Annotated in this window: 10 protein-coding genes; 4 read left to right on the top strand and 6 right to left on the bottom strand. The window is 70.9% G+C overall.

Annotation, left to right across the window (positions count from 1 at the left end):
* Positions 1 to 81 precede the first annotated feature (81 nt).
* Both HDA31_RS23630 and HDA31_RS23625 read left to right on the top strand, forming a co-directional pair.
* Positions 82 to 3,708: an AAA domain-containing protein gene (locus HDA31_RS23630; RefSeq protein ID WP_219825006.1), complete on the top strand. Its 3,627-nt coding sequence runs from the start codon at positions 82 to 84 to the stop codon at positions 3,706 to 3,708.
* A 166-nt stretch (positions 3,709 to 3,874) separates the two neighbouring features.
* On the top strand, positions 3,875 to 6,289 hold the full coding sequence (locus tag HDA31_RS23625) for a UvrD-helicase domain-containing protein (protein WP_178063529.1): 2,415 nt from the start codon (positions 3,875 to 3,877) through the stop codon (positions 6,287 to 6,289).
* Between the two features lie 175 nt (positions 6,290 to 6,464).
* Here HDA31_RS23625 and metK read toward each other — a convergent pair whose 3' ends face one another.
* The 5 genes from metK to HDA31_RS23600 all read right to left on the bottom strand — a co-directional run bounded on the left by metK (position 6,465) and on the right by HDA31_RS23600 (position 10,842).
* Positions 6,465 to 7,649: a methionine adenosyltransferase gene (gene metK, locus HDA31_RS23620; RefSeq protein ID WP_178063530.1), complete on the bottom strand. Its 1,185-nt coding sequence runs from the start codon at positions 7,647 to 7,649 to the stop codon at positions 6,465 to 6,467.
* Positions 7,650 to 7,726: 77 nt separating this feature from the next.
* Positions 7,727 to 8,059, bottom strand: coding sequence for an antibiotic biosynthesis monooxygenase family protein (locus tag HDA31_RS23615; protein WP_178063531.1), 333 nt, complete (start codon positions 8,057 to 8,059; stop codon positions 7,727 to 7,729).
* The gene (locus HDA31_RS23610) at positions 8,056 to 9,309 is read right to left on the bottom strand and encodes a 3-deoxy-7-phosphoheptulonate synthase (protein WP_178063532.1); all 1,254 of its coding nucleotides are present in this window, start codon (positions 9,307 to 9,309) and stop codon (positions 8,056 to 8,058) included. Before HDA31_RS23610 ends, HDA31_RS23615 begins: the two co-directional genes overlap by 4 nt.
* Positions 9,309 to 9,989 (bottom strand): O-methyltransferase, encoded by a 681-nt coding sequence (locus HDA31_RS23605; RefSeq protein WP_074478520.1) that lies wholly within the window; start codon positions 9,987 to 9,989, stop codon positions 9,309 to 9,311. The genes HDA31_RS23610 and HDA31_RS23605 overlap by 1 nt, the downstream gene beginning before the upstream one ends.
* A 61-nt stretch (positions 9,990 to 10,050) precedes the next feature.
* Positions 10,051 to 10,842: a hypothetical protein gene (locus HDA31_RS23600; protein WP_178063533.1), complete on the bottom strand. Its 792-nt coding sequence runs from the start codon at positions 10,840 to 10,842 to the stop codon at positions 10,051 to 10,053.
* Between the two features lie 482 nt (positions 10,843 to 11,324).
* Between HDA31_RS23600 and HDA31_RS23595 the strand changes: the two genes are divergently transcribed.
* Positions 11,325 to 12,926: an AMP-binding protein gene (locus HDA31_RS23595; RefSeq protein WP_178063534.1), complete on the top strand. Its 1,602-nt coding sequence runs from the start codon at positions 11,325 to 11,327 to the stop codon at positions 12,924 to 12,926.
* A 13-nt stretch (positions 12,927 to 12,939) separates the two neighbouring features.
* Here HDA31_RS23595 and HDA31_RS23590 read toward each other — a convergent pair whose 3' ends face one another.
* Positions 12,940 to 13,812, bottom strand: a complete 873-nt coding sequence (locus HDA31_RS23590) for a LysR family transcriptional regulator (RefSeq protein WP_074478522.1) — start codon at positions 13,810 to 13,812, stop codon at positions 12,940 to 12,942.
* Positions 13,813 to 13,973: 161 nt separating this feature from the next.
* Between HDA31_RS23590 and HDA31_RS23585 the strand changes: the two genes are divergently transcribed.
* Positions 13,974 to 15,380: an MFS transporter gene (locus tag HDA31_RS23585; protein WP_178063535.1), complete on the top strand. Its 1,407-nt coding sequence runs from the start codon at positions 13,974 to 13,976 to the stop codon at positions 15,378 to 15,380.
* Positions 15,381 to 15,392 lie beyond the last annotated feature (12 nt).

The following is a 15,392-nucleotide window of genomic DNA, read 5'->3' as shown; positions in this document are numbered from 1 at the left end:
TGCCGTGGTCGGGGTGCCGGTCGGTGCTCCGCGAGCGATACGATCCACCGCCCGGGCACGATCTGATTGACGATCGGAGTGGTGTTGCGACGGAGCGCGCAAGCCGCACAGGCAGAGGTGGTCAAGTTCTGGCGGACTGTGGAAATGTTCAGTCCGCAGCGCGTCGAGCGGATCAGCCAGGAAGGATTGGTCTTCGCGGCCCTTCCGGGACAGCCGCTGCCGTGGGAGGCGGGTCACGAGCTTTCGCGGTGGAAGCTGCGGCCGAACCAGACCTGGCGACACGTCGTATACCTGGGCATCTACCGCCTCGACGAGCTGTTCGAGGTGCTGTCCCAGTTGTTCGGGCCAGGCCCGGAGAGCTATGACGAACGGCCAGCGGGAGAGAGCGCCGTCGCCGCTTTCGCCGTCGACGAACACGGGCATGTGCTGCGCGAGTCGCTGGTGCTCTCGAGCTGCGCCTTGGCCACCGGCGAGCTACTGCGAAACAAGCGGGTCAGAACCGACTGGCCGTCCGGCTTGGGGGCTGCCACCGACGATCTGGACGAGTCGCTTCAGAAGTTGCTGCCAGCGGTGACCGTCGAATCGGAGGACGGCGAGCCGAGGTTAGTCTCGGGCGTGGTGGACCACAGGCTGCTCTCCGAATATCAGAAGGAGGCAGTGCAGGCGGCCGGCGTCGATGCAGCACTGTCCTTCACCGGCATTCGGATCAGAAGCCAGATCGTGGTCCGCCGCGACGAGGACAAGCCCGACGCGAACGAGTGCCGTCACGGGTGCAACCGGGTCCCGGCCAGCGCTGGCGACCATGACTTTCTCAACAGTTTCATCATGCAAGACCTGGGTCGCGTCGCGGAGAAGATCGCCAAAGGCGTCGTCGGCGTCGCGCTGAACGACTATCTGCGACCCGAGGCCGACCTCGCCACCGCCGGCCGGGTGGACGTGCGCGACCGGATCGACGCCGTGTTGGCGGCGACGGCGCCGCAGGCGGTCCCGGCAGGACGGTGGCCCGGCCATCCCGAGCATACGCTCGCGCTCAACCAGCAGCTGGCCGTCAGCACCGCGCTGGGCATGACCGCCGGGATTCTCGGCGTCAACGGCCCGCCGGGCACCGGCAAGACCACGATGCTGCGCGATCTCGTCGCGGCACTCGTCGTCGAGCGGGCTCGGCGGTTGGCCGCGCTGACCGACCCGGCCCAGGCGTTCACCGGTCGACAGCTGCGCTGGAAGACGGGGCAACGCACCCGTGTCGTCGACGTGTGGCGGCCCGACCTCACGGGCTTCGAGATGGTCCTCGCCTCGACGAACAACGGCGCCGTGCAGAACGTCACCGACGAGATCCCCGCCGCCGATGCGATCGACGACTCGTGGCGGGAACGGGCGGAGGTGGTGGACTACTTCCCGGACATCGCCACGGCGCTGTTGGCCGGTCAGCCGGACGCCGCGCAACCGCAGGTCGTCAAACGAGGCTGGGCACTGGTCGCGGCGCGGTTGGGGAACAAGGCCAACCGGAGCCGGTTCGTCAACACGTTCTGGTACCACTCCCCAGCCGCGAACCGGAAGCAATCCAACGAGGGACACACCTGGTCCGGCCTGCTGGCGGTGCTCAAGGGGTACGAGCAGACGGGCCCGGAGGTCCCGTGGTCGACGGCGGTGTCACGGTTCCGCGCCACCGAGGCGCGGGTCGAGGCGATCCGTGCAGAGCGAACCCGGGTGTACCAAGACGTCGAGCGCAGTGCGCATCCCGAGCTCGCCCTTGCCGACCTGCGCCACGCCCTGAAGGTGGCGGCGGACGCGGTCGAGTCGGCACGGCTCCGACACGGTGCGGCGTTGGATGCCGAGCGCGAGCGGGCGGCCGAGGCCGGCCGGATCGCGTCGGCCCTTCAGGCCGAAGCCGAACGGGACGCCCGTCGTCGCGCGGCGGCTGCCGACCAGACCCTCGCGACGGCAGAGCGCCAGGTCGAGCACCTGAGCGCCGGCCGCAAGGCCAACGCCGAGCGGGCCCTGTGGTCGTGTGAGGCGGAGCTGAGCCGTTGGTTGACCGCGCACGCAACGCACCAACGGTCGCAGCCCGGCCCGTGGGAGTGGTTGCGCACCCTCGGTGAGGCACGACGGCACTGGTCGTACCACGACGGTCAGCTCCTGGCCGGGGTCCGTCAGGCGCAGGTCGCACTGGACATGGCCCGTGCGGAGCGGGCCGCCGCGCTGGTGGAGATCGACGTCGTGCAGCGGGCGGTGGACACCGCCCGGGGGCAGGCGGACGAGATCCGACGCATGCTGGCCGCGGGCATACCCGAGCCGCAGGTCGACCACGCACCGCTGACCGCGGCCCGGCGGAGGGTGGCGCTGGCGGAACAGGAGTTCTCCACGGCCGTCCAGAACCACCGCGCGGCCGAGGACGCGATACGGGCGGCCGAGGCTGATCTCTCCGCCCTCCAGGCGCGGCTGAGGCAGGCGGCCGGGACGCTCGGCCGGCACTTTCCCGACCCCGAATGGCACGCCGACCGCCAGCGCCGGGAGTCGGCGGCGCTCTGGACCGACGGGGAGTGGAACGAGGCGCGTAGCGAGCTGTTCCTGGCGGCCCTGGCGCTGCACAAGGCGTTCCTGCGGCACAACGCCACTCGGCTGCGACGTAACCTGCAGGCCGCAATGGATCTCGTCGGCGGTGACGCGTCCGCAAACCCGGCCCCCGAAGCGGCGTTGGCCGCCTGGCAGAGCCTCTTCTTCGTGGTGCCGGTGGTGTCGACCACCTTCGCCTCGTACGACCGGGTGTTCGGTCACCTCGGCAAGGAGGCGCTCGGTTGGCTGCTCGTCGACGAGGCCGGGCAGGCGACGCCGCAGAACGCCGTCGGGGCGCTCTGGCGCACCAAGCGTGCGGTGGTCGTCGGCGATCCGCTGCAGCTGGAGCCGATCACCACCCTGCCGCTCCGCACCGAACAGGCGATCCGGACCGAGCAGGGGGTGGACGAGCAGTGGCTGACCAGCCGCACCTCCGTCCAGCGCTTCGCTGACCGGCTCACGCCGCTGGGCACCTGGCTGGCCGGTGACGGTGACAGCGACCCGACCTGGGTGGGTGTGCCGCTGACCGTGCACCGGCGCTGCGACCAGCCGATGTTCGACATCGTCAACCGGGTCGCCTACGGCGGCCTGATGATCGACGGTACCGGCACCGGGGCAGGGGAGCGATTCCAACTCGCGTACCCGACGCTGCCCCCGTCGAAGTGGATCGACGTCGCGGGCACCGGTGCGCGGGGTCACTGGATTCCCGACCAGGGCCGCCAGCTCGACCGTATCCTCGCCACCCTCGCCGAGCTGGACTTCGACATGTGCGAGGTCATGGTGATCGGCCCGTTCCGGGACGTCGCCCGCGAGCTTGACCGACGGGCCCGGCGGTATCCCGGCCTGGTGGCCGGCACCGTCCACACGGCGCAGGGCAAGCAGGCCGACGTCGTCGTGCTGGTGCTCGGCGGTGCGCCTGACCGGGTGGGCGCCCGCCGTTGGGCGTCGAGCAGGCCCAACCTGCTCAACGTGGCGGTGAGCCGGGCCAAGCGTCGGCTCTATGTCATCGGTGACCGGCAGGCCTGGTCGCCGTTGCGCTACTTCCAGATCCTGGCGGCCGAGCTGCCGCACCAGGAGCCGGTCCAACGGCAGCCGCCCGCGCCCGGACGGCGCGGAACCGGACCGGGAGCGAATTCTCGGCCGGCTGCTTGGTGAGGCCGCGGATCGCTGTGGACGGTGGTAGCCGGGTGATCACATCGCGCTCACTTTGGAAGTAGGCTCCACTGGTTCCGCGAGCGGCCTTCGGGCCCGGGGCGGACCCGTCCGGTGGTCCCCGGGATCACGACGCTGTGAGCACGGGAAGCGGTCCTGGAAGGGGCGTATGGACGTCAGGCCGACCGAGGAACAGCTTGCCGCCCGGGACACGTTCCTCGCGGGCAGGGAACTGGCCCTGGTGGCCGGGGCCGGGACCGGCAAGACCTCCACGCTGGTGCTGATGGCCGGGGTCACCAGGAAGCGCGGCCTCTACGTGGCGTTCAACAAGGTGATCGCCGACGAGGCCAGGCAGCGTTTCGGAGCGAACGTCGACTGCCGTACCGCGCACTCGCTGGCGCACCGCGCCGTCGGGCGCAGATACCAGGATCGCCTGAGCCGGTCGGCCCGCATCCCGTCGAAGGAGACCGCGCGGCTGCTCGGCATCCGCCAGGATCTGTGGGTCAGCTCCCGCCCGATCAGCTGTGCACACCAGGCGCGCCTGGTGACGGGCATGGTCCGTCGGTTCTGCTACAGCACGGACCGGCAGTTGACGGTCCGGCACCTGGAGCGGGTCAACGGGCTGGACCCGACGGCCCAGGACCAGGTCGCCCGCGTGCTGCTGCCGTACGCGCGCCGCGCCTGGGACGACATCTGCGCACCGGCCGGCAGGCTGCGCTTCGAGCACGACCACTACCTGAAGATGTGGGCGTTGACCGAGCCCACGCTGGAGGGGGACTTCGTCCTGCTCGACGAGGCACAGGACACCAATCCGGTGCTGGAGGAGGTCTTCCTCGCCCAGGACGCGCAGCGGGTGTGCGTCGGCGACCCGGCCCAGCAGATCTACGCCTGGCGCAACGCCCGGGACGTGATGACCGGCTTCCCGGCGGACCACCTGTACCTGACGAAGTCGTTCCGGTTCGGCCCGTCCATCGCCCGGACGGCCAACCGGTGGCTCCGGCACGCCGAGTCGGATCTGCACCTGACCGGGAACAGCGCCACCGACTCCCGGGTCGGCGCGGTGGCGGAGGTCGACGCAGTGCTGTGTCGGGGGAACGCCGACGCGATGCAGGAGGTCCTCGGCTTCCTCAAGCGGGGCGTGCCGGTGGCGCTCACGGGCGGCGGAAACGCGCTGCGGAACCTCGCGCAGGCGGCCCAGGCGCTGAAGGCCGGCCGGCGTACCACCCATCCGGAGCTGTTCCTGTTCACCTCCTGGGACGACGTGCAGGAGTACGCCGAGAACGACACCGCCGGGCAGGACCTCAAGGCGATCGTGGCGCTGGTCGACGCGTACGGGCCGGATGTGATCATCGACGCGGTCGACCGTCTCGCCGACGAGCGCTCCGCGAAGGTCACGGTGTCTACGGCGCACAAGGCCAAGGGCCGGGAGTGGTCGCGGGTGCGGATCGGCCACGGCTTCGCGGGGCCGTCGGTCGACGACGACGGGATGCCGCGCCCGCTGCGGCCCAGCGAGGCCCGCCTGATCTACGTGGCGGTCACCCGGGCCCGGCACCGGCTCGACCCGGCGGGGATCACCTGGATCGACGAGTACGAGAAGGCCGCCGGGGCGGCGGGCGACGGCACGGTGGCCGGGCGGCCGATGATCGAGCTGAGCCTGACCCGCCAGCTGAAGTACCCGACCTCCCCGATGTCGGAGTTCGTGGCCCGGCACCTGCCGAACAGCAGGGCTGTCGTGCAGGACTACCTCCGGCGGATCGGCGACCTGCCCCGCCCGGTGCAGCCACTGGACGTGAGACACCCCGACTGGTCGGCGCTCGGCCACGCCATCGACTTCCGGTTCCGGCTCTGCCTGGGCAGCCCGCTGGGCGCGTCGGTCGGGTGCGGCGTCGACGCCGTCGGCAGCGACCGGCCCCTGCGGGGCGCGCCCGCGCCGGCCGTCCGGGAGGCGCTGCACCGGGCCGGAAACGACCTGGTCGCCCTGGTGGACGCATACCTACGCGGTGACGACGGCCTCGACGGTGAGATCCTGGAACGCCTGTGCTTCGTGGCCGCCTACTACGAGGACATCTACCGGACCGGTGAGATCCGCCGCTACAGCATGTTGACCGACGCCACCGCCACCACCACTCTGGACGACCTCCTGGCGGCGGTTCCCGACTACGCGATCGAGGACGTCAACCGGCAGTTGGCGATCGCCGAGGAGTCCTTCGGGCCGTTCCTCGAACTGCCGATCGGCGTCCGGGTCTGCGGGCCGACGTTCGCCGGCAGCCGGGACATCGGTGGAGCGGACGCCGACTACATCCTCGACGGCCTGCTGCTGGACTGCAAGGCGGCCATCCGGCCCCACCAGTTGGGCCGCGACGAGATCCATCAGCTCGCCGGCTATCTGCTGCTGGACTACGACGACCGGTACCGCATCGACCGGGTCGGCCTGTACCTGTCCCGGCAGGGTGCCCTCGTCACCTGGAGCGTGCCGGACTTCCTGCGCCGGCTCGGTGCCACCGGCCCGCTCGACGATCTGCGCCGCCGGCTGCGGGAACACCTCCGCCTCCAGCGCGGCGACCGCCGGGCGGCCCGCCCGTAGCCGGAGACCACCCTGCCCGGGGTTGGAATCCCTGGTGGCGCACCAGTAGGAAAGGCTCTGACCTGGGTTACGACCCGGGTCGGAGCCTTTCCGTTGTTGCGCCGGTGGTCCGGTGCGCGGCGGATGCTCGGGTGACAGACCCGCCCCGCCGGTTCCGTTCAGCGCAGCGGAGCGTTCACCGCCCCACGAGCTCGGCGAGGGCGGCCGCGCGGTCGGTACGCTCCCAGGTCAGATCGGGCAGCTCCCGGCCGAAGTGACCGTAGGCGGCGGTTTGCGCGTAGATCGGGCGCAGCAGGTCCAGGTCCCGGATGATCGCAGCGGGCCGCAGGTCGAAGACCTCGGTGATGGCCTTCTCGATCGCGGCCTGTGGCGCCGTCTCGGTGCCGAACGTCTCGACGAACAGGCCCACCGGCTCGGCCCGGCCGATCGCGTACGCGACCTGCACCTCGCAGCGGCGGGCCAGCCCGGCGGCGACGACGTTCTTGGCCACCCAGCGCATCGCGTACGCAGCGGAGCGGTCGACCTTCGACGGGTCCTTGCCGGAGAAGGCGCCGCCACCGTGCCGGGCCATCCCGCCGTACGTGTCGACGATGATCTTGCGTCCGGTGAGACCGGCGTCGCCCATCGGACCGCCGATCTCGAACCGGCCGGTCGGGTTGACCAGAAGTCGGTAGCCGTCGGTCTCCAGGTCGAGGCCGTGCTCGCCGGCCACGTCGAGCACCGGCTCGACGACGTGGGCCCGGATGTCCGGCGTCAGCAGGTTCTCCAGGTCGACGTGCGGTGCGTGCTGTGACGACACCACCACCGTGTCCAGCCGGGCGGTACGCGGGCCGAGATACTCCAGCGTGACCTGCGTCTTGCCGTCCGGGCGCAGGTAGGCCACCGTGCCGTCGCGGCGGACCGCGGTCAGGCGTTCGGCGAGCCGGTGCGCCAGTTGGATCGGCAGCGGCATCAGCTCGGGCGTCTCGTCGCAGGCGTAGCCGAACATCAGGCCCTGGTCGCCGGCGCCCTGGTTCCGCAGCGGGTCGCCGTCGGCGTCGACGCCGAGCGCGATGTCCGGCGACTGCGCGCCGAGCGAGATCGAGACACCGCAGGAGGCGCCGTCGAAGCCCTTCGCCGAGGCGTCGTAGCCGATGTCGAGGATGGCCTCGCGGACCAGCCGGGCGATGTCGGCGTACGCGGTGGTGGTCACCTCGCCAGCGATGTGCACCTGGCCGGTGGTGATCAGGCACTCCACGGCGACGCGGGCCTGCGGGTCCTGGGCCAGCAGGGCGTCCAGGACGGTGTCGCTGATCCGGTCCGCGATCTTGTCGGGGTGACCCTCGGTCACGGACTCCGAGGTGAAGAGGCGTCGGTACACGGAACTCCCTTGGTCGCTGCAGCAGAGGAGCGGGGCGGACCGGCCCGCGCCGGTCCGCCCCGGGGGACACGAGGCGGTCAGCTCTCCGGGTAGTGCACGGAGAAGACGGTGTACGCGTGCGGGTCCGGCTTCGCCAGCTTGGCCGCCTTGTCCCGGCCGACCTGGACGTCGGGGTCGGACATGGTCGCCTTGATGTCACGCTTGCTCTGCCACTGGGCGAGGTACGTGACGCGGGTGCCGTCGAGGCTGGCCAGGATGTTGACGGAGATGCAGCCGGGCCGGTGCCGGATGAACTTGTCGGCGCTCTCGGTCAGCACCTCGGCCAGTTCCCGCTGCTTGTCCGGCTCGACCTGGAAGACGTTGACCATCGTGAAGGTGCCGTCGTCGGCACGGATGACCGTTTCGCTCATGACAGGACTTCCTCTCTCTGGTTCGGCACGGACGGGGTCGCCCATGCCCTGACCACCTCGACGGCCTGGGCCGTGTTGAGGCGGGGATCGCAGTAGGTCGCGGTCACGGCCCCAGGCTCGACCCCCGCCGGGTCCTCCCAGACGCACTCCGCGACGTCGAAGGGGGTCGTCTCCAGGTGCAGGCCGGCCGCCGTCCCGCCGGCCGTGGTCACCGCCGCCTGGAAGGCACGCACCTCGGCGACGACGGTGCGTACCGACCGGACCTTGACGCCGGACGGCGTCTTCTCGGTGTTGCCGTGCATCGGGTCGCACAGCCACACGACTGGGTGCCCGGCACGCCGCACAGCGGACACCAGCGGGGGCAGCGCGGCGGCCGCCGCCCCGGCGCCCATGCGGGCGATCAGCGTGAGCCGACCCGGCTCGCGCCCCGGATCCAAGCGGGCGCACAGGGTGAGCAGATCCTCCGGCCGGGTCGTCGGTCCGACCTTGCAGGCGACCGGGTTGGCGGTGCGCGCCAGCATCATCGCGTGCGGTCCGTCCGGGCGTCTCGTCCGTTCACCTATCCACGGCAGGTGCGTGGAGGCCAGGATGGTGCCGGACGGCGTACGCCGCAGCAGCGGCAGCTCGTAGTCGAAGACCAGCGCCTCGTGGCTGGTCCAGACCGGCGCGCCGGAGGCGGGCGTCCAGGCGCTGATCCGCCGTCGCAGGTCCGTGACGGCCGAGAAGGCCGCGTGGTAGCAGTCCAGCATGCGCTCGGGCGTCGCCCGCCGGGCCGCCGCGGTGGGCTCGGGCCCGTTGACCAGGTGTCCACGGTAGACCGGCAGCTCGACGCCGTCGACGATCTCGGTGCTGGCGCTGCGCGGCTTGGCGAACTGCCCGGCGATCCGCCCGATCCGCAGCACCGGCTTGCCGGTGGCGGCCGCCATCACGCCGGCCAGCGCGTCGAGCAGGCCGGCCTTACGCAGCACCGTCGACGGTGTGCACTCCGCCGGATCCTCGGCGCAGTCGCCGGCCTGGACGACAAGGTAGTCGCCGGCCGCGGCTTCGGCGAGCAGGCTGCGGAGCTGACGCACCTCGTCCCAGGTCACAAGGGCGGGCAGCCGGGCCAGTTCGGCGCGGACCGCTGCGGCGCGGACCGGATCGGCCCAATCGGGCTGTTGTTCCGCCGCGCCGAAGTCCCACGGGACGTCCTCGCCGAGATCGGGGTACGGCGCCGCGGCGGTGGCTGACGGCCACGGGTAGCGGGCCATCAGGCCCCTACCTCGCCAGACGGCAGCCGGCGGGCCAGGGTGAGTCCGTCCGCGATCGGCAGGATGACGAGCTCGACCCGGGGGTCGCGGCGAGCGTGCTCGTTGAAGACGCGGATGGCGGCTGCCTTCTCGCCGGGGTACTCGTCGATCACCTCGCCACTGAAGAGGGTGTTGTCCGCCATGAGCAGCGCGCCGGGCCGCAACCGCGGCACCAGTTCCTCCCAGTAGCCGACGTATCCGGGCTTGTCGGCGTCGATGAAGGCCAGGTCGAGGTGCGGCTCGGCGGGCAGGGCGCGCAGGGTGTCGAGCGCCGGTCCGAGCCGCAACTCGATGCGGTCCGCCACACCACCGCGACTCCAGAACTCGCGGGCCAGCCGGGTCCACTCGTCGGACACGTCGCAGGTGACCAGCAAGCCACCCGCGGGCAGGCCCCGGGCCAGACAGAGCGACGAGAAGCCGGTGAAGGTGCCCACCTCGACGACGCGGGTGGCGCCCAACAGCCGGACGAGAAAGGTGAGCAGGGCACCTTCCTCGGGCGCGACGCTCATGTGCGCCTGCCCCGGGGCGGCCTCGCGGGTGCGTTCCACCAGCTCGGCCAGCAGCGCATCGGGAACCATCCGGCCCTGGGTGAGCAGGTAGTCGTAGAGCTCGGAGGTCAGGGGCAGATTGCGTTGGGTCAAGGGGTCGTTGCGCAGCACGGGTCCTCCGCTGTTCGTGGGTCTTCCAGGTGGGGTGAAGGGCTCAGTCGGAGGCGGCCGGGCCGGTGGCCTGCCACCTGCGGTAGGCGCGGTCGACCGCGTCGGCGTCCCGGGCACGCCCGTCGAGGAAGTCCCGGAAGTCACCGGCGCAGTGCAGCTCGAAGCGTCGCCGCTCCGTCTGGTAAGCCTGGTCGCGCACGAAGTACAGGACAGTGGACCCCTCGGGCCCGCCCTCGTGCGGGTTGTAGCCGCCGCCTTCCCAGAGCAGGCCGGCGTCGGCACGCCAGGAGGCGACCAACCTGGCCAGCAGTGTCGTGCTCGGGCGGCGTACCACGAAGGCGGTGTGCCGTTCGAAACCGTGGGCAACCTCGCTGTCCTCGATGTGGCTGTGGTAGCCGATCCGGTCGCGGGGGAAGAGGAACACCTCCACCGCGGCATGGCGCCGGCCGTCCGGCAACTGCAGGCGCAACCGGGTGATGGCGACGTCACAGCCAACGGGGTCGAGCAGGTAGCGGGTGGCCAGCCGGTGCCGGACCACCACGCTCGGCACGGCCGGCAACGGTGCCAGGCCCAGCCGGTCGAGGTGGCGCAGGCCCGCCTCCAGGGTGTCGGGAAACAGCAGCACGCCGCAGTGGTCGAACAGGCAGGCCTGCTCGGTCAGCCGGGCCGCCTCACCGTCCTGCGGGGCTGGAGCCAGTAGGGTCGCCGGGGTGGCCGTCGACGCGAACCGCGCGGCGTTGATCGTGTCAGCGAGCTGCCGGCGGCCCGAAGGGGAGAACACGCCTTCCTCGGAAATGTCCTCGACGGCATTTCCGGAGGAATGAAGAGCGGGCATCGAGACCTCCTGTAAGGGGTTCACCGGAAGTCTGCTGCGCATACTTCGAATTTCGCAAGCCCACTTTCCCGCGTTGATCATCGAATGTCTAGGATCAGCCTATCGACCTCAATGAACGCCGCCCTTCGGCGCATCCGATGCGTTCCATCGGATGCGCCGAACCAAAAGAAAACCTTCTACGTGTGCCCAACGAAGGGTGTCCCTGCGGCTTATTCCATTGACGTATCTTGTCGGTATTGGTCCCGGCGCACTCGCGTCTCGGCAGGATCACCCCTCGTCGGTGCTTCGTTTGCGCACCTCAGTGGCACCGGGCTGGCGGAGCGTCGACCCACTCGCCCACAAGGAACACTCTTCGGCCACCTAGCGTGCGCCGATGAAGATTCTTTATAGCGGGGCCATGGACTATTTCCCGAACGGCGGACAACACTCCTTGCCGGGTCCGGCGCGATGCCGTGACGTCGTTCGTTCCCAGGAGGTTCTTCGTGGAATGTCCCGCCGTGCCACCGACGGCCCCTTCGACGTTCACCGAAGTGCTGCGCCGGGCCGCCGCCGGGCGAGAGGCCGACGCGGTGTGGGACGGTGACCGCTGGCGCACCTGGCAGGACTGCCTGGCGCAGTCCGAGCGCACCGCGGGCGCCCTGCACCGTGCCGGGCTGCGCGCCGGCGACGTGCTCGCCACCCAGCTGCCGAACTGCTGGGAACTGCTGGTGCTGCATGCGGCCACCGCCCGCCTCGGCGTACTGATGCTGCCCCTGCACACTGCTTACCGCGCGCACGAGGTGCAGTCGCTGGTCACCCAGGCCGGCGCGGTCGCACTGGTCGCCCGGGACTCGCACCGGGGACGCTCACGGATGGCTCAGATCGACGCCGTACGCGCCGCCTGCCCGTCCTTGACCCACGTCTGGCTCTTCGGCGACGAGGAGCCCCCGCCCACCGCCGGCCTGATCGGTTCCGCCGACTTGATGGCGACGGAAGATCCGGGCGTCGAACTGCCCCCGGCCCCGCGCGATCCGCAGGCGCCGCTGCTGCTGCTCGCGTCGTCCGGCACGACCTCGCGCCGCCCCAAGCTGTGCGTGCACCGCCATGCCGGGCTGCTCGGCAACGCCGGGGCCGTCGCGGCGGATGGTGGCCTCGACGCGACCGACACCATCGTCTCCGCGAGCCCGCTCAGCCACGCCTTCGGCCTGCTGTCGGTGCACCTGGCCCTGGTCACCGGCGGTGCCGTCGGACTGTTCGAGGGGTGGAACGCGCAGGACTTCCTCGATCTGCTGTGCGGTGCCTCCGCGACCGCCGCCTTCGCCGTACCGGCGCAGCTGCGGGACCTGGTGTCCCTGCTGGAACGCGCGCCGACGCCCGACCGGGCGCTGCCGTCACTGCGCGAGGTGCGCACCGGCGGAGCCCCGGTGCCCCGCGAACTGGTCGACGGGATCCGACGGACGCTGGATGCCCGGGTCATCGTCCAATGGGGCATGACGGAGGTCGGTGCGGGCACCTACACCCGCCCCGACGACCCGGCGGAGCTCACCAGCACCGTGGGTCGGCCCGCCGCAGGCGCCGAGGTACGGATCGTGGACGCGAACGGAGCGCTCGCCGGGCCCGGTGTGACGGGTGAACTGCAGTACCGCAGCCCTTTCATGTTCAGCGGCTACTTCCGGGCGCCGGACACCACCCGGGACGCGTTCACCCCTGACGGCTGGCTGCGCACCGGTGACCTCGCCGCACTTCACCCGGACGGAACGGTCGGCTACCGCGGCCGTGCCGACGAGCTCATCAACCGCGGTGGGCTCAAGTTCAGCGCGCTCGAGGTCGAGGAACTGCTCAACGATCTGCCCCAGCTCGCCCAGCACGCGGTCGTGGCGGAACCCGACCCCCGGCTGGGTCAGCGCTCCTGTCTGGTGGTGGCGCTGCGCGAAGGTGCCGGGCTGACCCTGGACGAGGTGACCGGCCACCTGTCCGGCAAAGGGCTGGCGACCTACAAGCTTCCGGAACGGCTGGTCGTCATCGACGAGTTGCCCACCACGGTCACCGGCAAGATCGCCCGCGCCCGTCTGCGGGCCGTGCCCCTGCCCGAGGCGGTCCGATGACCGGCGTGGACGTTCAGCCGCTGAGGTGCGTACGCAGCATCGACTGGAAGCTGACCAGGCCGGGGTTCGCGGAGTTGCGGTCCAGCCACGTCATCGTCAACGTCGTCCGCAGATCGGTGTCCTCGCTCTGCACGACAGCCACCTCGCCCCGGGCGACCTGGTGGCGCACCGACAGCATCGGCAGCAGCGCACACCCCATGCCGGCCGCCACGCACGCACCGAGCGTGCCGATGCTCGACACCTCGGCGACGGGCTCCTTCGTGCCCGCGCCGAACACTCCCTCGAACATCTCTCGAAAGCCGCAACCCTGCTCCGTGGCCAGAAACGCCTCCCGGGTCAGCTCGGCCAACCCGGCCCGGCCGCGCTCCGCGAGTGGATGCGCCGGCGGCACGATGATCACCAGTGGCTCCTCCGCCAAGGTCTCCGAGCGCAGCGACGTGTCCGGCGGGGGCGAGCCGAAAGTCAGGCACAGGTCCAGATCGCCGCGGCGCACCGCCTTGTACAACTGGCCGCGGTTGTCGTGCCCAAGCCTCACCCGCATCTGCGGATTCTGGTCGCGGTAGGCGGCGAGTACCGGCGGCAGCAGGTGCACACTCACCGTTTCCAGGGCACCGACCGCCAGTTCCGTGCCGGGACGCGAGACCGCGAAACGCGCTTCTTCCAGCAACTTCAGGATGCGGTCGGTGTACTCCGAGAGCACCGCGCCCTGCGGAGTCAGCCGCAGGCGGCGCTGGGAACGGTCGAGCAGTTCGACGCCCAGCTCCCGCTCCAGGGACTGGATCTGGTCACTGATGCTGGATTGCGCGTAATGCAGTTCCTTCGCTGCCTGCGTGACGCTCAGCGTCCGTGCAACGGTCTCGAAGGCCCGAAGATTTCTCAGCTCCATGCGTCGCCCCCCGTCGGCACCCATCGGCTCAGCCGATGATACTCACCGGTCCTTCCGAGGACCACCACCCACAAATCGGTCAGCGGCTCCGGTTGAATGGAAAGTCCCGGCCACCTGGCAGGGAGCGGTGAAGGAATGCAATCCCAATCGAGGAGAAACACATGGCAACGCAGGCGGGGCCGCCACCCGTAGTGGCATCGGACCGGTCGGGCAAGCCGTCACGCACACTTCTGATCGGGCTGTCCCTCGGCTACTTCATGGTGCTCTTGGACCTGACCATCGTCTCGGTGGCACTGCCCGCCATCTCCCGGAGCTTCGGTGTCGGGCTCAGCGCGCTTGAGTGGGTGACCAACGGCTACACGGTGACGTTCGCCGCCCTGCTGCTGACCGCAGGTTGGCTGTCGGACCGGTTGGGCGGCAAACGGGTCTTCGTCTGGGGACTGGTCGCGTTCGGCGTCCTGTCCGGCATATCGGCGGCCGCCACGAGCCTCGGCTTCCTGGTGGCGCTGCGCCTTGCGCTTGGCGTCGCCGGCGCGCTGCTGCTTCCGTCGTCGCTGGCGATCATCACCAACTCGTACACGGTTCCCGCCGAGCGGGCCCGCGCGGTCGGCTCGTGGGCGGCGATCACCGGCGCGGCGCTCGTCGCGGGCCCGGTGGTGGGCGGTCTGCTCACGGAGTCGGTCGGTTGGCGCGCCATCTTCCTGGTCAACGTTCCCCTCACGCTGATCAGCCTGGTCGTCACGGTCCGATTCGCGTCGGAGACCGCGCTCAAGCCGCGCAGCGGCCTTGACCTGACCGGTCAGATCAGCGCCGTCGTCGCCCTGGCCGCGTTGGTGTTCGCCCTGATCGAAGGCCCCGCCAAGGGCTGGTCGGACAGCGCAGTGCTGATCGCCCTCGGACTCGTGCCGGTCGCCGCCATCATCTTCGTTCGAGCCGAGATGCGGGCCGGCGACGCGGCCATGCTGCCGCCGCGGATGTTCCGCCGCCGCGGCTTCTCCGCCGCGCTGGTGGCCGGGCTGCTCGCCAACTTCGGCCTCTCCGGCCTGCTGTTCGTGCTGTCGCTGTTCTTCCAGGACAGCCGCGGCTACTCGGCGTCCCTCGCGGGCTTGGCCTTCCTCCCGCTGACCATCCCGACCGCCATCAACCCCATCTTCACCGGGCGCCTGGTCGGCCGGGTGGGCCCACGCCGCCCGGCCACCATCGGCTTCGTCCTCATGGGTGCCGGCGCGCTGATCCAGGCACCGTTCACCGGCAACTCCGGGCTGGCGCTCGTGGCCACCCTGGTCGGTCTGCTCGCGTTCGGCTTCGGCATCTCGTTCACCCTCCCGGCCCTGGTCGCCGGCATCGCCAGCACCGTTCCCACCGAGTTCGCCGGCATCGGCGCCGGCACGCTCAACTCCGCACGCCAGGTCGGCTCCTCCCTCGGGGTGGCCGTGCTCGGCGTGGTCCTCAGCCTGTCGGCGTCCAACGCCTCCGGCACCCGCTCCGCGCTCATCGTCGGCGGCGTGACGCTGCTGATCGGCGCCCTCATCGCGGTCACCGGACTGCGCGGGCGTACCCCCGCGTAAAGGCGCAGGACA

The sequence above is a fragment of the Micromonospora carbonacea genome (genome assembly GCF_014205165.1).
Taxonomy (GTDB): domain Bacteria; phylum Actinomycetota; class Actinomycetes; order Mycobacteriales; family Micromonosporaceae; genus Micromonospora; species Micromonospora carbonacea.
This window is presented reverse-complemented; position numbering and strand designations above follow the sequence as displayed.

What these genes read in the sequence shown, in the direction of transcription:
- HDA31_RS23610 (WP_178063532.1), bottom strand. Translation starts at nt 9,309, where the DNA reads ATGGCCCGCTACCCGTGGCCGTCAGCCACCGCCGCGGCGCCGTACCCC.
- HDA31_RS23590 (WP_074478522.1), bottom strand. Translation starts at nt 13,812, where the DNA reads ATGGAGCTGAGAAATCTTCGGGCCTTCGAGACCGTTGCACGGACGCTG.
- HDA31_RS23625 (WP_178063529.1), top strand. Translation starts at nt 3,875, where the DNA reads ATGGACGTCAGGCCGACCGAGGAACAGCTTGCCGCCCGGGACACGTTC.
- HDA31_RS23585 (WP_178063535.1), top strand. Translation starts at nt 13,974, where the DNA reads ATGGCAACGCAGGCGGGGCCGCCACCCGTAGTGGCATCGGACCGGTCG.
- HDA31_RS23600 (WP_178063533.1), bottom strand. Translation starts at nt 10,842, where the DNA reads ATGCCCGCTCTTCATTCCTCCGGAAATGCCGTCGAGGACATTTCCGAG.
- HDA31_RS23615 (WP_178063531.1), bottom strand. Translation starts at nt 8,059, where the DNA reads ATGAGCGAAACGGTCATCCGTGCCGACGACGGCACCTTCACGATGGTC.